Source organism: Azospirillum sp. 11R-A (genome assembly GCF_049472615.1).
Taxonomy (GTDB): Bacteria; Pseudomonadota; Alphaproteobacteria; order Azospirillales; family Azospirillaceae; genus Azospirillum; species Azospirillum palustre.
Genome location: NZ_JBCEBL010000030.1, coordinates 59,643 through 79,067, shown reverse-complemented (window position 1 = coordinate 79,067; position 19,425 = coordinate 59,643). Strand labels below are relative to the sequence as shown.

The window sequence follows — 19,425 nt, the reverse complement described above, 5'->3', positions numbered from 1 at the left end:
ATGGTTGGTCGCGGCCGGTACAGTGCCGAAAGGACCGGATCGGCCCGGATGCCATGCGAGGGAGCGGTGAGATCGCAAGCGAAGCGGAAGTCAGGCACGGCTTGTCCGTCACCTTGCCGCGCCTTTGGCGCTATGGCTTCGTCCTGTCGCGGCAGCGCGACTGGGCGGACGATCTGGTGCAGCAGACCTGCCTGCGGGCATTGGAGCGGCACGGCCAGTTCCAGCCCGGCTCCCGCATCGACCATTGGCTGTTCGCCATCCTGAATTCGCTCTGGCTGAACGAGGTCCGGGCGCGGCGGGTCCGTTTCGGCCAGGGAACCGTTGAGGCGGAGACGAGCCTGGAAGTCGACGGCGCGCGCGAGACCGAGGCGAAGGTTCTGGCAGGCCAAGTGATGAGGCTGGTCGGCGATCTGCCGGAAGCGCAGCGGGCGGCGGTGTTCCTCGCCTATGTGGAGGGACTGACCTACCGCGAGGTCGCTGCGGTTCTCGACGTGCCGGTCGGAACGGTGATGAGCCGTCTGGCGGCGGCGCGGGCAAAGCTGGCGGACAGGATGAGCGACGGAGCGGTAAAATGACCGGAGAGAACGACGAATCCGCGATGCCCTCCGACGAGGAACTGACCGCCTTCATCGACGGCGAACTGGAGGAGGAGCGTCGCGCCCGCCTGCTCGACCTGATCGAACGCGATCCGGCGGTCGCCGCGAGGGTGGAGCATCTTTCCCGTGCCAGCCTGCCCTATGGCGAGGCATTCCAGCCCCTGTTGGACGCCGTCCCGGCGGCGGATCTGCAACGCATGCTCGACGGGATGACCGCGCCGCCGGTTGCTGCCAACGCGGTCGTTCCGCTGACACGCCGCCGACTGTTCGGCGCCATCGCCGCGTCGGTGGCGGCGGGCGTGCTGGGCGACCGGCTTCTGGTCCGGCTGTTCGGAACCGGCGACGGCGACGAGTTGGCCGACGATGACGGCGGGCCGGACCGGGAGCACCACTGGCATGGTGTGGTCGCGCAATATATGGGGTTGTACACGCGGGAAACGCTGGGCGGGGCCACGCCCGGCCATGACGCCCAGTCGGCACAGCTCGCTGCCCTGAACCGGCCGCTCAACCTGTCCCTGACGCCGGAGGCGGTGGAGGTCGCCGGAGCGGAATTCCGCCGGGCGCAAATTCTGTCCTACGACGACATGCCGTTGGCCCAGATCACCTATCTCGATCCGCGCAGCGGCCCGCTGGCGCTTTGCATCCTGCGCCGTCCCGGCACCGTGCGCGGGGTGGAGCAGGAAATGCGCGGTGGGCTGTCCATCGCCTATTGGAACGGGCCGGACCATGCCGCCCTGCTGATCGGTCGGCTGCCGCCCCAGGACCTGACGGCCAAGGCCGAAGCGGTCCGGGGGCGGCTGGCGATCTGATACGCGTGCCGATCCGGCCGGGAGGGGCTCGCCAATGGCGGCTCCGTCCCGGCCGGAAAAGCCTCAGCCCATGAGCCCTCAGCCGATCTCGAACTTGATGCCCTGGGCGAGCGGCAGCGCGGAGGAGTAGTTCACCGTCGCGGTCTGGCGGCGCATGTAGGCCTTCCACGAGTCGGAACCGGATTCGCGGCCGCCGCCGGTCTCCTTCTCGCCGCCGAAGGCGCCGCCGATCTCCGCACCGCTGGGACCGATGTTGACGTTGGCGATGCCGCAGTCGGAACCGGCGGCCGACAGGAAGCGCTCCGTCTCACGCAGGTCGGTGGAGAAGATGCAGGAGGACAGGCCCTGCGGCACGGCGTTCTGAAGCGCGATGGCCTCCTCCAGCGTGTCGTAGGTCAGGACATAGAGGATCGGCGCGAAGGTCTCGTGCCGGACCACCTCGGTCTGGGCCGGCATCTCGACGATGGCGGGGGTGACGTAGTAGGCGTTGGGGAAGCGGTCGGTCAGCGTGCGCTCGCCGCCGGCCACCGTGCCGCCCTCGGCCTTGGCGGCCTCCAGCGCGCGCTGCATCGCCTTGAAGGCGTCGGCATCGACCAGCGGACCCATCAGCACGCCGCTCTCCAGCGGGCTGCCGATCGACACGGAGGCGTAGGCCGCCTTCAGGCGCGGCAGCAGCTGGTCCTTGACCGAGCGGTGGACGATCAGGCGGCGCAGCGTGGTGCAGCGCTGGCCGCAGGTGCCGACGGCGGAGAATAGGATGGCGCGCAGCGCCATGTCGAGGTCGGCCGACGGCGCCACGATCATGGCGTTGTTGCCGCCCAGCTCCAGGATCGAGCGGCCGAAGCGCTCCGCCACCACCTTGGAGACTTCGCGGCCCATGCGGGTGGAGCCGGTGGCCGAGACGATGGGGAAGCCGGGATGGGCGACCAGCGCCTCGCCGATCTCACGGCCGCCCTGGACGACCTGCGACAGGTTGGCCGGAGCATCGCCGAAGCGGGCGACGGCGCGCTCGAAGATCACCTGGCAGGCGGCGGCGGTCAGCGGGGTCTTTTCCGACGGCTTCCACACGACCGGGTCGCCGCAGACCAGGGCCAGCGCGGCGTTCCACGACCACACCGCCACCGGGAAGTTGAAGGCGGAGATGACGAGGCAGGGGCCGGCCGGGTGCCAGGTCTCGCGCATCGTATGGCCCGGACGCTCCGACGCGATGGTCAGGCCGTAGAGCTGGCGCGACAGGCCGACGGCGAAGTCGCAGATGTCGATCATCTCCTGCACTTCGCCCAGGCCTTCCTGGTAGATCTTGCCGGCTTCCAGCGAAACCAGACGGCCCAGATCCTCCTTGGCGGCGCGCAGTTCCTCGCCCAGCAGGCGGACCAGCTCGCCGCGGCGCGGGGCCGGCACCGAGCGCCACGCCTCGAAGGCGCGGGCGGCGTTGGCGACGATGTCCGAAACCTGCGACGGCGCGGTCTCCGCCACCGTGGCGAGCTTGGCGCCGTCGACCGGCGAACGGGCGGTGAGCCCGGCTCCGCTGGAGGTCAGGCCGAAACGGGAGAGGATGTCGCTGTGCTGCACCGGGGTGGCTCCTTGGGTCAAAAAGCGAGGCATATGATGTTCCCTGTCCCATGCCGGGAGAGGGAGATATTCGCTCAGATCACTTTCCCTTCCCGGCGGCACGGATCTCGGAAAGCGTCCGGCTGGGGGTCAGGGCCTCGGGGTCGAGCTTGATGTGGATGATCGCCGGCAGGCCGGACGCGCGGGCGCGTTCGAAGGCCGGAGCGAACTGCTCGGTGGTCTCCACCGTCTCGCCATGTCCGCCATAGGCGCGGGCGAAGGCGGCGAAATCGGGATTCTGCAGTCGGGTGCCGGACACGCGGCCGGGATACTCGCGTTCCTGATGCATGCGGATGGTGCCGTACATGCCGTTGTCGACGACCAGCACGATCACGGCGGCGCCCTCCTGCACGGCGGTGCCGAACTCGATCCCCGTCATCTGGAAGCAGCCGTCGCCAGCGAAGCACAGGACATCGCGGGTGCGATGCTGAAGCTTGGCGGCGATGGCGGCCGGCAGGCCGTAGCCCATCGAGCCGCAGACCGGCGCCGCCTGGGTGCCGAAGCGGCGGAAGCGGTGGAAACGATGGATCCAGGTGGCGTAGTTGCCGGCGCCGTTGGTGAAGATGGCGTCATGCTCCAGCCGCTCGTCCAGCCAGGCCATGATGCGGCCCATCTGAACGTCGCCGGGGATGGCGTCGGGCGGGGTGCTCCAGGCATCATAAGCGGCATGGGCCGCTTCGGCGCGGGCGGCCCAGCCGGACTTGGCCGTCACGCCGAGCTCCGCCATCGCCTCCAGGAAGGCGGCCGGCGTGGCGACCATGCCCAGCGTCGGGCGATAGACGCGTCCGATCTCCTCGGCGCCGGGGTGGATGTGGACCACCGCCTTGCCCGGATTGGGAGTGCCCAGCAGGTCGTAGCTCTGCGACGGCACTTCGGAGAAGCGGTCGCCCAGCAGGACCAGCAGGTCGCTGTCCTTGACCAGCGCCGAAAGCTTTGGATTGATGCCCAGCCCGATGTCGCCGGCATAAAGCGGGTGGCAATGGTCGAACAGCATCTGGCGGCGGAAGGTCACGGCGACCGGCAGGGCCAGCCGTTCCGCGAAACGCTGAAGTTCGGCGACCGACTCCTCGGTCCAGCGGGAACCGCCGACGACCAGCAGCGGCCGTTCCGCCTTGGCCAGCAGGGCGCCGAAGGACGCCACCTGCGCCGGCGTGGGAGCCCCATCGACCGTCTCCGCGCGTGGGGCGACGGGCACGTCCGCAGTTTCCGTCAGCGTGTCTTCCGGCAGAGCCAGCACGACCGGGCCGGGGCGGCCGGCCATCGCGGTGTGGAAGGCGCGGGAAATCATCTCCGGCACGCGGTCGGCGCTGTCGATCTCGGCGACCCATTTGCACATGCCGCCGAACAGCTTGCCGTAATCGACCTCCTGGAAGGCGTCGCGGCCACGCATGCCGCGCTCGATCTGGCCGACCAGCACGACCAGCGGGGTTTCGTCCTGCTGGGCGACATGGATGCCGGAGGCGGCATTGGTGGCGCCGGGGCCGCGGGTGACGAGGCAGACGCCGGGGCGGCCGGTCAACTTGGCCTGCGCCTCCGCCATCATCGCCGCACCGCCTTCATGGCGGGCGACGACCATCTCGATCGGGCTGTCGTGCAGGGCGTCCAGCACGGCGAGATAGCTCTCGCCCGGCACGCCGAACACCCGCCGCACGCCCTGCGCCTCCAGCGCCTCGACGATCAACTGACCACCCGTCTTCATCGCGAACCCGCCCCGCCCTGACTATGGGAATTTTCCGGATCTCCAGGATATCGAGCGTGCCGTGCCGCGCGCCAAGGCGCAAACGACTTTCTTTCCATAGATCATGAGCTTTGGTAATGAGGTCGTCATGGATCTGCAACGCCGCCTTCTCCCGTCCATGAGCATGCTGTCCGCCTTCGAGGCGGCGGCCCGCACCGGCAGCTTCACCGCGGCGGCGGCGGAACTGTCGCTGACGCAAGGGGCGGTCAGCCGGCAGATCAAGGCGCTGGAGGACCAGATCGGCACCGCCCTGTTCATCCGCAAGGGCCAGCGGGTGACGCTGACCCCGACCGGGGCGCTCTATGCCGATCCGATCCGCGACGCGCTGCGCCAGATCGCGGCGGCCACGGTGCGGACCATCGCAGCACCCAAGGGCGGCGTGCTGAACCTCGCCATCCTGCCGACCTTCGGCACGCGCTGGCTGGTTCCGCGGCTGCCGGCCTTCCAGACGGCGCACCCGCAGGTGACGATCCACTTCACCACCAAGCTGGCGCCTTTCGATTTCCGTCTGCACGATCTGGATGCAGCCATTCATTACGGCTTCGGCGACTGGCCCGACGCCGTCTGCGACCATCTGCTGGACGAGGAGGTGCTGCCGGTCTGCTCCCCTGCCTTTCTCAAGGCGCATCCGGTGACGGAGCCGGGGGACCTGTTGTCCCTGCCGCTCCTGCACACGAGCACGCGCGCCGATGCGTGGAACGAGTGGCTGTCGGCCCAGGGGCTGCCTCCGCGACCCGGTGCCGGCATGGTGTTCGAACAGTTCGCCACCACCGCCCAGGCGGCGGAGGCTGGGCTGGGCGTCGCCCTGCTGCCGACCTTGCTGGTCCGTGCCGAGCTTGACGACGGCACCCTGCTCCCCGCCATCGACCGGCCCCACCGCAGCGCGCGGGCCTATTACCTCGTCCACCCCCGCGGCAAGGCCAACCACCCGCCCTTCGCCGCCTTCCGTCAATGGCTGCTGGCCGAGGCGCGGGGGGAGGTTTGACGCGGAAATGGCCAGTGTTGTTGGCGCTTTACGCCAACAGGCGTGATGGCGTAGGATGCCAACATGAAGGCAACGCTTCTGATCCGTCGCCGGGTGGCCTTTGGGAATCGCGATTTCGCGGAGTTGGTGGTCTGGCGTTTGCCGGAACCGGTTCCTCCCACGACGCACGGTTTCAAATATCGGCTTGTCTATATTGTGGATGGTCAACGGGTCGTCGGTTTCGACAACGAACGCGGCAAAGGCGACCATCGCCATTATGGCGATGTCGAAGAATCCTATAGCTTCGACAGCGTTGAACAACTGGTGGCGGATTTCTTGGATGCCGTTGCAGTGTGGAGGAGGACTCATGGCAAAGCATGACATCCGCATCACGGAAGATCCTCTGGCGCAGGCTGGCGCCGACGTGATCGCCGCGTGGAAGGCTGCGGAAGCCGGCGAAGCGGTCGAACCCACCGACCGGCTGTATTTCGACGGTTGGGAGGCGCTTTGTGCCGTGCTGACACCCAAACGTTACGAGTTGCTGCGCCATCTGCGACGCCGGCCGGCGGAAGGGATACGGGCACTGGCGCGCGATCTGAAGCGTGACGTCAAGCGTGTGCACGAGGATGTGGCGGCGCTGGCCGAGTTGGGTCTGATCGAACGGCATCCGGATGGCAGCCTGTCGATGCCTCATGATGAGATCGCCTCTACCATCCGCTTCGCCGCCTGATTTTCTCAGCTCACCGCCGCCAGTTCTCCGACCCCGTCTCCGTTGCGCCGGACCGTCATCCGCCGGTCGTGGAAAGCGGCGAGGCTGGGACGGTGGCCGATGCTGACCAGCGTCGTGCCGGGAAGGCGCGCGCGCAGCAGGCCATAGAGCCGCTCCTCCGTCTCTGGATCGCAGGCCGAGGTCGCCTCGTCGAGATAGAGCCAGTCGGGCTTATGCAGAAGGGCACGGGCGATGGCGATGCGCTGCTGCTCGCCGCCGGACAGGCGTTGCGACCAGTGGTCCTCCTCCGCCAGACGTTCGGCGAAACCGGCCATGCCGACGGCGTCCAGCACCTCGCGCACCGCCTCGTCCGGGAAGGCGTCGGGAGTGGCGGGGTAGGTGACGGCGGCGCGCAGGGATCCGATGGGCAGGTAGGGCTTCTGCGGCAGGACCATGCTGCCGTTGGCCGAGGTGGCGCTGCCAGCCGCCATAACACCGCCTGGCAGCGCGATCCGGCCGCGGCCGAAGGGCCAGATGCCGGCGATGGCGCGCAGCAGGGTGCTCTTGCCCGACCCAGACGGGCCGGTGATCAGAAGGGACTCGCCCGGCTGCACCGTCAGGTCGGCGCGGACCAGCGGCGAGCCGCCGTCCGGCAGGGTCAGGGCCAGCCCGTCCAGCGTCAGGGCGCCGTCTGCCGCCGCAGTGCGCTCCACCCCGGCATGGTCGCGGGCACCGGCGCGGACGGTCGCTACAGCGTGGTGGAAGCCGGTCAGACGGCTGGTGGTGGCGTGCCAGTCGGCGAGGTTCACATAGGCGTCGATGAACCAGGACATAGCCCCCTGCACCTGCCCGAAGGCCTGCGAGGTCTGCATCAGCGATCCCAGCGGCAGGGCGCCGCTGAAATAGCGTGGGGCGGCGACCAGCAGCGGGAAGATGATGGCGATCTGCCCATAGGCGGAGGTGAACCAGACCAGCCGCTTCTGCGTGCGCATCAGCGACCACCAGTTGGCGACAACGCGGGCGAAACGGTCGCCGAAGCCGCGCGCCTCCTGCACCTCGCCCTGTTGCAGGGCGACGCTCTCGGCATTCTCGCGCAGGCGGACCAGGGAGAAGCGGAAGTCGGCCTCGTACCGCTGCTGATCGAAGCTGAGCCGGGCCAGCGGCTTGCCGATCTTGTGTGTGATCCAGGTGCCGCCCACGGCATAGACCAGCGCCACCCACACCATGTAGCCGGGCAGGTCGATGCCGAGCCAGGGGATGGTGACCGATCCGGACAGGCTCCACAGGATGGCGAGGAAGGAAACCAGCGAGACCAGATTGGTCATGAAGCCCAGCGACAGGCTCAGCGTCAGCTGAACGAAGCTGCGCAGATCCTCGGCGATGCGCTGGTCGGGGTTGTCGGTGCCGGTGTTGGTGAATTGCAGGCGGTAATAGGTCTGGTTCTCCAGCCAGTCGCCGAGATAGCGCTCGGTCAGCCAGCGGCGCCAGCGGATTTGCAGCATCTGGTTCAGGTAGAGGCGATAGACCGCCACCGCGATGAAGACCAGCGCCAGCCCGCCGAACACCAGCAGGGCCTGGATGAAGCCGTTCTCGTCCTTCTCCTGCAAAGCGTTAAAGATGTCGGCGTTGATCTGGGTGAACCAGACCTCCATGAACACCGCCGCCAGATTGAGGACGACGATCGCCGCCAGCAGGCCGCGCGCCGCCCATTTCTCCTCCGACGACCAATAGGGCTTGGTCAGCCGCCAGACATCGGACAGGAATTGGCGGGCGGCGGACAGGCGTCCGGAAGAGGACGGTGGGGAATACGCACGCGCGGGCATTGGTTGGGCACTCGCAAGCGGTCGGGACGATGCTTGCCGATTACCACCCTTTGCCGCGGCCGGGGCATGAAATCGCTGTCACTTGCCGCGGATCATATCCCAGCTCGCCATCAGCGCCCCGCCGGCGATCAGCGCGCAGGCGGCCCAGACGGCCCAGCCGCCGCTCGCCTGCCCGAACAGGATCAGCAGCAGGGTGGAGGCCGGCGGCACGGCATAGGACAGCACGCCCAGCGCCCGGATGTCGCCGCGCTTCATTCCATGGTCCCAGACGAAGAAGGCCAGCCCGTCCGGACCGATGCCGAGGGCCAGCAGGACCAGCCAGCCCAGCGCCTCCTGCGGCCAGACGGTGGCATCCTCGAACAGCAGGTGTCCGGTCAGGCCCAGCAGGGCGGTGACGAGGCAGAAACCGCTGACCGCCTCGGTTGGGACCGAGCCGAAGCGGCGTGACAGGACCGAATAGGCCCCCCAGATCAGCGCTGCCGCCAGGGCCGCACCATAGGCGGGCAGGTTGCCTCCCAGAGTGCCGGCGTCCAGGTGCAGTCCGCCGCCTCTCCCGGAAACGATCAGCGCGGTGCCGGCCAGCCCGCACAGCGCGCCGGCCACATGGGCGGCCTTCAGCCGCTCCCCCGGCAGCAGGGCGGAGAACAGGACGATGCAGAGCGGCCAGAGATAATTGATGAGATTGACCTCGACCGCCGCCGATGGCGCCAGATGGAAGGCAAGGAACAGGCAGGCGTGATAGCCGAACAGTCCGCCGACCCCGACCAGCCAGACGGGCAGCGGCTGGCGCAGGGCGCCGATCACGCTGCGGCCGCGCAGAACCGCGACGCTGCTGCCGGTCAGGAAGGCGAGCCCGAAGGTGACCGCCACCAGTTGCAGCGGCGGCATGGCGCTGGACATCGAGGTCAGCAGCGCCGCCGTCGCCCACAGCAGGATGGCGATGAAACCGATGCCGGTGGCACGCCGCACCTCCGCCACCGATGGCGTGGCGGCGGATGACCGGGACAGAACAGGGCTGGGCAGGGCGGAATTGGGAAGGGTGTCGGCGCTCATGCGGGGGTGCATAGCCTATGGGTCAGCCGCCCGCAATGGCTGTCGGGAGCGGCGTCTTGTCACCCGATTTCCGTCAACCGGCCCAGCCGGCGGGCCAGCGGTGAACGAAGCCCGCCTCGCGCTCCAGCATCAGGCCCAGGCGGATCAGGCGCCGTTCCTCTCCCGGCCGGGCGATCAACTGGATGCCGAAGGGCAGCCCGTCTCCGGCGACCGGAAGCGTCAGCACCGGGAAACCGATCAGCGTGACGATTGCCGTGACACCGAGATAATCGAGAATCGACCCCACCGGCTGCCCGTCGATGACGGTCACCTCGCCATCCCCGTTCGGCCAGGGCAGCACGCCGCAGGCCGGGGCCGCCAGCACGTCGATCTCCCCGAACAGCGCGACGAAGCGGCGGTAAAGCGCCGTACGGGCGGCCTGCGCCTCCAGATAGGCATCGGCGGTGATGCCGGCCCCGGCCTCGATGTTCCAGCGGATGGTGTCGGTCAGCGCCTCGCCATGCTTGGCCAGCATCGGACCGAAGGCATGGCGGGTCTGGGCGGCACGCAGCGTGCGGAAGGTCGCCATGGCGTCGCCGCAGTCGGGATGGCGGCGCATCACCGGACCGGCGACCCGCTCCAGCCGGTCGACCGCCTCGGCGAAGCGCCCACGCACCGCCTGGGACACGGTGGCGACACCGAAATCGGCGGTGGCGCCCAGCCGCGTTTCAGATCCGTTATCCCGGTCGCCGAAGAGGGAGGTCGGGTCGCGCAGATCGCTGCCGGCCATTGCCGACAGCAGCAGCGTGCAGTCGGCCGTGTCGCGGGCCAGCACGCCATGGGTCGCCAGCGTGTCCCAGCCCAAAGCCCGGCCGGGCGCCGGGATCAGTCCCGGCGTCGGCCGGATGGAGGTGATGCCGCAGAAGCTCGCCGGAATCCGCACCGACCCGCCATAGTCGGTGCCATGGGCCAGCGGCGCCATGCCGACCGCGACCGCTGCCGCCGATCCACCGCTCGACCCGCCGGAGGTCAGGTTCGGATCGGCCGGGTTGCGGGTCGGACCGTACAGCCGGTTCCTGCAAATGGCGCCGAAGCCGAACTCCGGCGTGTTGGTCTTGCCGATGACGATGCCGCCGGCCGCCTCGATCCGGGCGACCGTGATGTCGCTGTCGGCCGGCACATGGTCGGCATAGAGCGCAGAGCCGTAGGTGGTGCGGATGCCGGCGGTGTCGGTCAGGTCCTTCACCGCGACCGGCACACCATGCAGCGGCCCGGCGGGCGACGGCAGGGCGTCCAGCGCATCGGCGCGGGCGAGGGCCTCGTCGGCGGCGACGGTCAGGAAGGCGGACAGCGCCGGCTCGGCCGCGGCGATGCGGTCCAGATGCGCCTCGACCGCCTCGCGGGACGACAGCTCCCGCCGGGCCAGCCGCGCGGCGAGAGCGACGGCGCCTTCCCGCCACAGCGGGGTGTCTTCTCCGGTCATGCGTCTTCCCGTGTCCGGCCTCGTGAATTCCGGGCGGACGGTAGCGCGAAACCGGTGGCTTGCCCAACAAAGTACCGGGCAGGACAGGGCTGCGTCAGCGCTGCTGCCCGGCCGAGGCGCGGCAGTCGTTCAGGATGTTGCCGACGGTCACCCGTTCCCGCTCATCCATGGTCAGGCTCCAGCGCGCCTTCACCAGGACCCAGTCGGCGACATAGAGGCAGATGCCGTCGCGCTTGGGCGGCAGCCAGTCCTCCGGCCCCTTGGAGCCCTTGGCACGGTTGGCCTCGCGGCTTGAAACCAGCAGGGTCAGCGGATCGCTGGTGTCGTTGGCGTAAGCGGCGCGCTTCTCCCGGCTCCAGTCATAGCCGCCGCTGGCATAGGCCTCCTCCAGCGGCACGCGGTGGTCGATGTCGACCATCTGCGGGTCGGTGTAGCGCTCGCCGGTGTAGGGATCGAGCCAGTCGCCGGACTTCACGCCGCAGCCCTTGGCGTCGAGCGTCGCCGGGCGGCGGGAGTCGCGGATCAGCACCTTCTCGCGGGCATTCAGGCAGCCGCCGTCGAGTGCCAGCCAGTGCGGCCATTCCTCGCGCTGATAGCCCTTGCGCGTTTCGGGCTCCACCCGGATGCCGTCGAGCTGGCGGGCGACCTCGGCATAGTCGATCCGGTCGGCGGGGCGGGCGACGACCGGCGGTGGCGGTTCGGCGGGCTCCTGCTTGCGCGGCTGGCGGGGGCGATGGGTTTCCTCGCCCAGCAGACGGTCGAGGGTGCCGGGCGGGATGATGTGGAGCCGCTCGGCCACCGCGACGACGGCGAGGATCGCGAGGACGATCAGCAGCGCCCGGATGGGAAGGGATCGGCGGCGGGCCATGGTTCGCTCATCCTGATGGCGGCGTCCTCTCCCGGGGCGGGAGACGAAGTTTATAGCGTCGTGCGTTTAATGTTAAAGGCACGACGCTATAGCTTTATGTTTGGCGATCGGATTCACGCTTCAAATCGAGTCCGATTTTACGCGATCCGATCTGATCGGCCCCCTCATACCCCGGTATCGGATCCAACCTCAAGGCATGCGGCCGGTCAGGGTGGCGCTCAGGCCCTGGAGCAGGCCGACCTGGCACACGGTGTCGAAGGTGGAGCGCAGCAGCGACGGGTCGCCGATCGACACGCGGATGTCGCCGGCCCGCGCTTCGGTGTGACGGCGGCGGACCTTGCTGCCGCACAGCTCCTGCAACACCTCCAGCAGCATCACCAGCGACGTCGCGCGGCCGGTGCAGAGGTTGTAGACCTGCGCCCCGGCAAAGCGCCGCTCCATCGCCAGCGCCAGGATGCGCACCACGTCGCCGACGAAGACGAAGTCGCGGACCTGCTGGCCGTCGCCATGGATCTCCACATCCTCGCCGCGGGCGACCCGGCGGGCGAAGATGGAGATCACGCCGGAATAGGGCGACATCGGATCCTGGCGCGGGCCGTAGACGTTGAAGAAGCGGAAGCCGACCGTCGGCACCCCCTGGATCGCCCAGGCGACGCGGGCGTGCATCTCGCACCCCAGCTTGTCGACGCCATAGGCGGACAGCGGGCGCGGCAACTCGTCCTCATTCAGCGGGGTGTTGCTGTTGTCGCCATAGATGGCGGCGGAGGAGGCGTAGACCACCGGGATCGGACCGCCGCGCCTGGCATCGCGCGCCGCCTCGAACACGGTGACGGTGCCCAGCAGGTTGGTGCGGTGGGTTTCTGCCCACAGCTCCCGCGATTTCTGGACCGACGCCACGGCGGCAAGGTGGAAGACGCCGTCAACCCCCTCACCGGCATCGCCGGCCATCGCCTCGCGCACCGCATCGGGATCGGCCACGTCGCCCACCACCAGCTTCGCGGCGCTTGGCTTGTTCTCCAGCCTGCCGCTCGACAGGTTGTCGAGGATCGTCACCCGATGCCCGTCGGCCAGGAGCCGGTCGGCCAGATGCGAGCCGATGAAACCGCAGCCGCCGGTGATGAGGTAGTGCGCCATGGTCGGTCCAAGCCCTTCCTTCGTTGCACCGGCTTTGCCGCAGTGCAGCGGGGTCGCCGGAAATCCCCTTCAAGAGTCGGGACACAACCGACGGTTTGCCAGACCATCTTCGGGATAGGGTGGGTCTCCAACAGGGGAAGCGGCGTCGTCCGTCCGGCGACGGCGGGGGCGAATCGGCCGCACTTCCTCCATGACAGTTTCCAGACAGGCGGGACCGATGGTTCAACAGGGTTATCCACCACCTTGTCCACGGTTCTGTGGATAACCATGGTCAAGCTTGTGAGGTTCGAACGCGAGTCACGTCGGTCACACTGGTGCAGAAATGCTGCTGTGTGCGAACGGTTGGCTGGTCGGATCCTTTGCTGCAAAGCACAACGCCAGCCCACGCCAAAAGCCCCGCTGTGGTGGTTGTGCCACGGCGGGGCCGTTCGACGGCTGCGGAAAATGCTGTGGATGACAGTCCGGCTTGCGCTTGGCCTGCCTGCGACCGTTCCGGCGTCAGCCCTGCTTGGGACCGAATGTCTCGGCCTTCACAGTGGCGAAAGCCCAGTCGAGCCAGGGCAGCACCGCCTCCATATCCTCATTCTCCACCGTGGCACCGCCCCACAGCCGCAGGCCGGGAGGCGCATCGCGGTAGGAACCGGCGTCGAAGGCAGCCTCCTCCTTTTCCAGCAGGGCGGACAGCCTTTTGGCGAAAGCGGCCTGGGCCTCCTCCGACAGGGCGGTGACCTCCGGGTCGGTGAAGCGCAGGCAGATCGACGTGCAGGAGCGGTTCGCCGGATCCTTCGCCAGGAAACCGGCCCAGCTGCTGGTCTCCACCCAGTCGGCGACGATGCGCAGATTCTGTTCCGACCGGCGGATCAGCTGGGTCAGGCCGCCAAGCGACAGGGCCCAGCGCAGGCCGTCGATGGCATCCTCGACGCAGAGCATCGACGGGGTGTTGATGGTGTCGCCTTCGAAGATGCCTTCGATCAGCTTGCCATTCTTGGTCATGCGGAAAATCTTCGGCAGCGGCCGGTCGGGCTGGAAGCTCTCCAGCCGTTCCACCGCGCGCGGGCTCAGCACCAGCATGCCGTGCGCCGCCTCGCCGCCCAGCACCTTCTGCCAGGACCAGGTGGCGACGTCGATCTTGTGCCAGGGCAGCGCCATGGCGAAGGCGGCCGAGGTGGCGTCGCAGATGGTCAGCCCCTCACGGTCGTCGGCGATCCAGTCGGCGTCGGCCACCCGCACGCCGGCGGTGGTGCCGTTCCAGGTGAAGACGACGTCGCGGCTGAAATCGACCGTCGACAGGTCCGGCAGTTCGCCATAGGGGGCGATCAGGTTGCGGACGTCCGGCAGCTTCAGCTGCTTGGCGACGTCGGTGACCCATTCCTTGCCGAAGCTTTCCCAGGCCAGCATGTCGACGCCGCGGGCGCCCAGCATCGACCACAGCGCCATCTCCACCGCACCGGTGTCGGAGGCAGGGACGATGCCGATGCGGTAGTCGCCGGGGATGCCCAGCACCGCGCGGGTGAGGTCGATGACCTCCTTCAGCTTGGCCTTGCCGGGCTTGGAGCGGTGGGAGCGGCCGAGCAGCGCGCCGTCCAGCGCGTCGAGCGACCAGCCCGGACGCTTCGCGCAGGGACCCGAGGAGAAGAGCGGAGTGTTGGGCCGGCGGCTGGGCCGGTTGGCGCTGCTGGCAGTCATTGGGCGAACTTTCTGGGGCGAACTTCCTGTCCCGGAACGGGAATGTGCGGAGGTCCGGACCTTAAAAGCTGCGCCTGTCGTCGTCAATCGAGGGTGTGGCAGGGGATACGGGACCCAGCATGGCCTTGGCCGCAGGGCCCGCGCCTGTTGCCGCCTACTTGCTGCGGCCGATCTTGCCGTTGCGGTAGGTCCAGGCGGCATCGGCCCCGCCGCCCGGCTGGGGCATGGAAACCGTCAGGGTGTCGTTGTCGATGGTGACCTGGGCGGCGTCGCTGCATGACCCGAAGGGGTAGGAGACCGTCGGCTGCGGGCCGCCGACCTCCAGGATGCGGAAGCGGGTCGGGCAGTCCTTGGCGCCGGTGTCGGACTGGAACAGGGCGATCCAGCGATCCTTCATCGAATAGGCACCGACGAAGGACAGCAGGTCACTCTCCTTATCGTCAAACACCGGCTTGTCGTTCACCGCCACCTGGGTGTGCTTCGGCCCGATGTCGGTCATCGTCAGCACGGTGTTGCCCAGCGCCGCCATCAGGCGCGGCTCCGCCGCACCGGCGGAGGTCGCGATCCCGCAGGCAATCGAAAGGCTGCCCACCACCGCGGCGCACACACTAAGAACCCGCAAATGCCGTCTCCCTGGCTGCTGCGCCCCGGCGGGGCGGCTTTACCGAACGGCGCGCACCATAATGCGGTGGGCGCTCCGCCGGAAGCCGTCCTTTTTGGTGCCGGTATGCGGTCAGCAGTGGATCAGCGGATGTTGACGCTCAGGCCGAAGCCCGGAACCATCGGCTGCGGCGCATAAACGACGGGCGGCGGGGCATAGATCACCCGCGGCGGCGGGGGCGGCGCGTAAACCACGGGGGGCGGCGCGTAGATCACCGGGGGCGGGGCGTAATAGGCGCCGCGCTCCCGCCAGTGGCGATGGTGCGGGCGGTCCCAGCCGCCGCGCCAGTCCGGCGGGCCATCCCGCCATTCGCGGCCACGATCGCCCCGCCAGCCGTCACGCCAGCCATCATGGGCTGCGGCGGTGCTGACGGAAGCACCCAGCATCGATCCGGCGACCAGAGCGCCCAGAACCACGGCTTTCAATCCAGTACCAATGCGGCCAGTCATTCCGGCGTCCTCCTGGTGTCGGGGGTATCTTGTCCCCTCATGAGCCGATGAACGTCGCCGCTCCCGCTTTCATTCCACCCAGCCGCAAAAGATTTCGTCCTATTGCTTTGGTTATGAGGGGGGCTGCGAATGTCACCGCGCGCCCCTCTTTTCCGGTCCGGGCATTTATGGTAAATGATCGGGCATGGTAGAGACCCGACGCACCGGCGACCGTTCGAACGAGCCGATCCGCCCCGACTCAGGTGGCGGGCGCGTCCCCGCATCCGGTGCGCGCGCCCGGGCGGAAGGCGCCGTCCAGCAGGGGCGGCAGCGGGTTCCGACCCTGCGCGAACTCGCCGCCCTGGTGGTCAACGGCGTGCTGACCCTGCCGCGCAACTACCGCCGCGGCATGTTCCTCGACGTTCAGGTGTAGGCGGCGGCTTCTGGGCCGAACAGCCGCTTGATCAGCCGCGGCGGCAGCTCATATTGTGGCAGGCACAGGCTGGTGCTGCGGGCATGCAGCGTGTGCAGGCACAGCCCCTCCGCATCCGGAAAGACGCCGACGCGGAAGCGCTCGCGGGCAGCCTTCACGAACGGCGCGTCCTCGCAGGCGTTCACCGCCGGAAAGCGCGCAATCTCCCAGACCGGCCGGCGGTAGGCGTATGAGAAGCCATACCCGTCGAGATTGTCGGGCAAGAAAGGGGCATCCGGCGCTTCGACATAGCCGCAAGTCTGCCTGCCCCAGCGATGATGCGATCCGCCGAGTGCCGTATCCCAATAACCGAAGCGTTGGTGCGGCACGCTGTAGAGGAACCAGCCCGACAGCTTGACGAGATCGTATCCCTGTTCCAGCCATCCCAGCATGCGCTCCACATAGACCGGCGCATAGAAATCGTCGTCGTCCATATGGACGATCACCGATCCCTTGGCATGCTCGGCCAGGATGTTGCGCTTCTCGCCGATGGCGTAGCGGCGGGGAGAATAGAAATACTTCAGTCGCGGATTTGCCAATGGCTTCAGATAGGCCGAGGGACGTGGGCTGTCGTCGAACACCAGCCACTCGATCTCCCCATGGGTCTGCGCCCGGATGCAGGCATGCAGGCGGGGCAGAAACTCTTCCCGCTGCCAAGTGGGCGTGACAATGCTGACCAGGGGGGCTGATGCAGGGGAGGACATCGTGCTTTCTTGCTCGGGCGCAGGGCCTGCGTGTAGACAGGCGACAGGATAGCACCGCCCCCCGGCCCTGCACATGGGCCCGGGGGGCGTGAGAACGGGAAGGACGCCCCTTGGGACTGATCGACCGCATCTGGATCGTCTTCGCCGCTCTGAATGGCGCCGTGGCGGTCGGCACCGGCGCCTATGCCAGCCACGCGCTGGCCGCCCAGCCGCAGGCCCAGGAATGGGTCCGCATCGCCGGGCAGTACCAGATGGCCCATGCGCTGGCGCTCGTCCTGCTGGTGGCGCTGGGTGGGCGGATAGGAGGTCTAACCCTGCGGATCGCCGGCTGGCTGTTCGTCGCCGGGATCCTGCTGTTCTGCGGCACGCTCTATGCGCTGGCGACGGTCGGGCCGCTGCCGGTGCCGATGACGGCCCCGGCCGGTGGATGGTGCCTCATGCTGGGCTGGGTGGCATTGGCGGCCGCGGCGCTGCGGACGCGCGGCTGAGGTCCGCAGCTTACAGTCAAGGGCGCTCGATCGGCGGCGCCCGTTCGGTCTCGGGCGGTCAGCCGGCTGCGGCGGCGCGCAGGTCGGAACGGTCGGTGGTCTGGTCGATGTCGCGCTCCTCCTCATCCGAGCTTTCGGCGATATCCTCGGCGGCCTGCGTGCAGTAGAGGCCGTGCAACGTGGTCATGATGGTCTGCGCCTCATGTCCGTTCAACGAGTAGTAGATGTTCTGGGCACTGCGCCGCGTGCGGACCAGATTGTCGTTGCGCAGGCGTGCCAGATGCTGGGACAGCGCCGACTGGCTGAGGCCGACCAGATCCTCCAGTTCGCCCACCGACCGTTCGCCCTGGCTCAAATGGCACAGGATGAGCAGGCGCCGCTCGTTGCACATTGCCTTCAACAGCGCACTCGCCCGGCGGGCGTTGGCCTGCAAATCCTCGATCTTCATCGCTTTACCGTCGCCCTGTCCGTTCCGATTCGTTTCACGCCCGAGCCGTCGTTGCGCGGCTTGGCAAAGAAAAATGCTCGTATCCTAGTATATTCGTACCTCGCGGGATTTGTCCACCTGTGGGAATCCAGCATGCGGAACATGCCGCTGCTTGGTGCCACCGTAGGCTTGAGCGTCGCGATCCTCACTGTGCTCCGGCTTTTTCTCGCATCGCGAAGCAAAGCCGATGGGGCTGTATCAGCCACCGGTTGTGATCGATAATCAACCGCATTGGGCGTTGCAGCCCTCCCTCCATGCATCGTGACAGCGCATGGCGAGTCGGGTAGCATTTTCGCCATGACCGACCATCCGTTGAATACCAAGGGCTTGCAGTGCCCGCTCCCCGTCCTGCGCGCCCGCAAGGCGATCAAGGCCATCGCCATCGGCGATACTCTGACGGTGGAGGCGACCGATCCCGGTGCCCGCAAGGATTTTCCCGCTTTCTGCGAGGCGACAGGCAACCGCCTGCTGTCGGTCGTGGAGGAGGAGGGCGTCCTGCGTTTCGTCATCGAGCGGGCGGCCTGACCCGAACCGCCGGCCGGTGCGCCACCGGCATCGCATCCGTTCGTACCCCAATCGTGCCGTGTCACGGATTGCCTCCGCTCCCGAAAGTGGGCTGTGACGAATCGTCCTGGATTCAGCCTGTACTTTCATTAGGGATGCGGGAAGAATGGTTTTCGGAAACGCCGCCTTTGCCGCCCGAAAATCAACGATAACGACCGAAAAATCGATGTTCACCACCCTGTTTACCCACCCGGCGTGCCTGGAGCACGACACGGGTCTCGGTCATCCCGAATGCTCCGACCGCCTGCGCGCCGTGCTCGCCGCACTGGAGACGGAGGAGTTCCACATGCTGGAACGGCAGGAGGCGCCGCGCGCCACGGTTGAACAGCTTCTGCGGGCGCATCCGCAGTCGCACATCGACCGCGTGCTGTCCCTGATCCCCGATGTGGAGCATGCGGGCGTCGATGCCGACACGGTCGTCTCGCCCGGATCGGGGGAGGCGGCGCTGCGCGCGGCCGGGGCCGTCTGCGCCGCGGTCGATGCGGTGGCGACCGGCCAGTCGCGCAACGCCTTCTGCGCCGTCCGCCCGCCCGGCCACCATGCGGAACGGGAAAAGGCGATGGGCTTCTGCCTGTTCAACAACGCCGCCGTCGGCGCCTTCCATGCCCGCGCCGTCCATGGCTTGCAGCGCGTGGCGGTGATGGATTTCGACGTTCATCACGGCAACGGCACGCAGGACATCCTGCAGTTCGACCCCGACATGCTCTATTGCTCGACCCACCAGTCGCCGCTCTATCCCGGCACCGGCGATGCCGGCGAGAAGGGCGAATACGGCAACTGCGTCAACGCGCCGCTGCCGGCCATGGCGGGGTCGCCCGAGTTCCGCCACGCGATGACGCACGTCATCCTGCCGGCCATCGACCATTTCAAGCCGGACCTGCTGATCATTTCGGCCGGGTTCGACGCCCATTCGCGCGATCCGCTGGCCGGCCTGCACCTGATCGACGACGATTTCGTCTGGGCCACGCGCAAGCTGGGCGAACTGGCTCGCACCCATTGCGGCGCACGGATCGTCTCGGTGCTGGAGGGCGGCTACAACCTTCGCGCCCTGGCGTCGGCAAGTGCGGCCCATGTGCGGGAACTGATGTACTGCTGACCGGAGCCTTCTCCGCGGGAGGGCGGCCGTTGTCTCCCGAAAGGGGTAGTTCTGCCCGAACGCATAGGCTGC

The 19,425-nt window shown here is 68.1% G+C and carries 21 protein-coding genes; 9 read left to right on the top strand and 12 right to left on the bottom strand.

All coding sequences use genetic code 11. The annotated features are described in order from the left end of the window. The first annotated feature begins 101 nt into the window (after positions 1-101). Positions 102-575, top strand: coding sequence for an RNA polymerase sigma factor (locus tag VH569_RS29215; RefSeq protein ID WP_423320059.1), 474 nt, complete (start codon positions 102-104; stop codon positions 573-575). After that, positions 572-1,405, top strand: coding sequence for an anti-sigma factor family protein (locus VH569_RS29210; RefSeq protein ID WP_423320057.1), 834 nt, complete (start codon positions 572-574; stop codon positions 1,403-1,405). The genes VH569_RS29215 and VH569_RS29210 overlap by 4 nt, the downstream gene beginning before the upstream one ends. A gap of 78 nt (positions 1,406-1,483) precedes the next feature. Here the strand turns inward: VH569_RS29210 and VH569_RS29205 are convergent, their stop codons facing one another. Then, positions 1,484-2,977: an aldehyde dehydrogenase family protein gene (locus VH569_RS29205; RefSeq protein WP_423320055.1), complete on the bottom strand. Its 1,494-nt coding sequence runs from the start codon at positions 2,975-2,977 to the stop codon at positions 1,484-1,486. Positions 2,978-3,056: 79 nt separating this feature from the next. Continuing rightward, entirely contained in the window at positions 3,057-4,715 is a 1,659-nt protein-coding gene (locus VH569_RS29200) for a thiamine pyrophosphate-binding protein (protein ID WP_423320053.1), read from the bottom strand. Between the two features lie 127 nt (positions 4,716-4,842). On the opposite strand from VH569_RS29200, the gene gcvA reads away from it, so the two are divergent. The 3 genes from gcvA (at position 4,843) to VH569_RS29185 (ending at position 6,448) form a co-directional block, all read left to right on the top strand. Then, positions 4,843-5,739 carry a transcriptional regulator GcvA gene (gene gcvA, locus VH569_RS29195; protein ID WP_423320051.1) on the top strand — a complete coding sequence of 299 codons (897 nt, stop codon included), beginning with the start codon at positions 4,843-4,845 and terminating at the stop codon, positions 5,737-5,739. Between the two features lie 63 nt (positions 5,740-5,802). Then, entirely contained in the window at positions 5,803-6,099 is a 297-nt protein-coding gene (locus tag VH569_RS29190) for a toxin-antitoxin system TumE family protein (protein ID WP_423320049.1), read from the top strand. Continuing rightward, positions 6,086-6,448, top strand: coding sequence for a hypothetical protein (locus tag VH569_RS29185; RefSeq protein ID WP_423320047.1), 363 nt, complete (start codon positions 6,086-6,088; stop codon positions 6,446-6,448). The genes VH569_RS29190 and VH569_RS29185 overlap by 14 nt, the downstream gene beginning before the upstream one ends. Before the next feature lie 5 nt (positions 6,449-6,453). Here VH569_RS29185 and VH569_RS29180 read toward each other — a convergent pair whose 3' ends face one another. The 8 genes from VH569_RS29180 to VH569_RS29145 all read right to left on the bottom strand — a co-directional run bounded on the left by VH569_RS29180 (position 6,454) and on the right by VH569_RS29145 (position 15,563). Then, positions 6,454-8,250: an ABC transporter ATP-binding protein/permease gene (locus VH569_RS29180; protein ID WP_423320045.1), complete on the bottom strand. Its 1,797-nt coding sequence runs from the start codon at positions 8,248-8,250 to the stop codon at positions 6,454-6,456. A gap of 78 nt (positions 8,251-8,328) precedes the next feature. After that, a complete protein-coding gene (locus VH569_RS29175) occupies positions 8,329-9,303 on the bottom strand; it encodes a DMT family transporter (RefSeq protein WP_423320043.1) in 975 nt (324 codons plus the stop codon). A gap of 73 nt (positions 9,304-9,376) precedes the next feature. Then, positions 9,377-10,765 (bottom strand): amidase, encoded by a 1,389-nt coding sequence (locus VH569_RS29170; protein WP_423320041.1) that lies wholly within the window; start codon positions 10,763-10,765, stop codon positions 9,377-9,379. Positions 10,766-10,859: 94 nt separating this feature from the next. Further along, positions 10,860-11,633 (bottom strand): HNH endonuclease, encoded by a 774-nt coding sequence (locus VH569_RS29165; protein WP_423320039.1) that lies wholly within the window; start codon positions 11,631-11,633, stop codon positions 10,860-10,862. A 189-nt stretch (positions 11,634-11,822) separates the two neighbouring features. Continuing rightward, positions 11,823-12,767 carry an SDR family NAD(P)-dependent oxidoreductase gene (locus VH569_RS29160; RefSeq protein WP_098737999.1) on the bottom strand — a complete coding sequence of 315 codons (945 nt, stop codon included), beginning with the start codon at positions 12,765-12,767 and terminating at the stop codon, positions 11,823-11,825. 498 nt (positions 12,768-13,265) lie between these two features. After that, positions 13,266-14,453 (bottom strand): phosphoserine transaminase, encoded by a 1,188-nt coding sequence (locus tag VH569_RS29155; RefSeq protein ID WP_423320037.1) that lies wholly within the window; start codon positions 14,451-14,453, stop codon positions 13,266-13,268. A 154-nt stretch (positions 14,454-14,607) separates the two neighbouring features. Next, positions 14,608-15,075: a hypothetical protein gene (locus VH569_RS29150; RefSeq protein ID WP_423320035.1), complete on the bottom strand. Its 468-nt coding sequence runs from the start codon at positions 15,073-15,075 to the stop codon at positions 14,608-14,610. Positions 15,076-15,197: 122 nt separating this feature from the next. Beyond that, positions 15,198-15,563 (bottom strand): hypothetical protein, encoded by a 366-nt coding sequence (locus VH569_RS29145; protein ID WP_395452982.1) that lies wholly within the window; start codon positions 15,561-15,563, stop codon positions 15,198-15,200. 184 nt (positions 15,564-15,747) lie between these two features. Between VH569_RS29145 and VH569_RS29140 the strand changes: the two genes are divergently transcribed. Continuing rightward, the gene (locus tag VH569_RS29140) at positions 15,748-15,975 is read left to right on the top strand and encodes a hypothetical protein (RefSeq protein ID WP_109048714.1); all 228 of its coding nucleotides are present in this window, start codon (positions 15,748-15,750) and stop codon (positions 15,973-15,975) included. On the opposite strand, the gene VH569_RS29135 is transcribed toward VH569_RS29140, so the two are convergent. Beyond that, a complete protein-coding gene (locus tag VH569_RS29135) occupies positions 15,966-16,718 on the bottom strand; it encodes a glycosyltransferase family 2 protein (RefSeq protein WP_423320032.1) in 753 nt (250 codons plus the stop codon). The genes VH569_RS29140 and VH569_RS29135 overlap by 10 nt on opposite strands. Positions 16,719-16,828: 110 nt before the next feature. On the opposite strand from VH569_RS29135, the gene VH569_RS29130 reads away from it, so the two are divergent. After that, positions 16,829-17,206 carry a DUF423 domain-containing protein gene (locus VH569_RS29130; RefSeq protein ID WP_109048712.1) on the top strand — a complete coding sequence of 126 codons (378 nt, stop codon included), beginning with the start codon at positions 16,829-16,831 and terminating at the stop codon, positions 17,204-17,206. Positions 17,207-17,264: 58 nt separating this feature from the next. Here the strand turns inward: VH569_RS29130 and VH569_RS29125 are convergent, their stop codons facing one another. Continuing rightward, complete coding sequence (locus VH569_RS29125; RefSeq protein WP_423320030.1) at positions 17,265-17,654, bottom strand: ArsR/SmtB family transcription factor; 390 nt, start codon at positions 17,652-17,654, stop codon at positions 17,265-17,267. Between the two features lie 336 nt (positions 17,655-17,990). On the opposite strand from VH569_RS29125, the gene VH569_RS29120 reads away from it, so the two are divergent. Both VH569_RS29120 and VH569_RS29115 read left to right on the top strand, forming a co-directional pair. Further along, complete coding sequence (locus VH569_RS29120) at positions 17,991-18,218, top strand: sulfurtransferase TusA family protein (RefSeq protein WP_109048710.1); 228 nt, start codon at positions 17,991-17,993, stop codon at positions 18,216-18,218. A 205-nt stretch (positions 18,219-18,423) separates the two neighbouring features. Continuing rightward, complete coding sequence (locus VH569_RS29115; protein WP_085086121.1) at positions 18,424-19,353, top strand: histone deacetylase family protein; 930 nt, start codon at positions 18,424-18,426, stop codon at positions 19,351-19,353. Positions 19,354-19,425 lie beyond the last annotated feature (72 nt).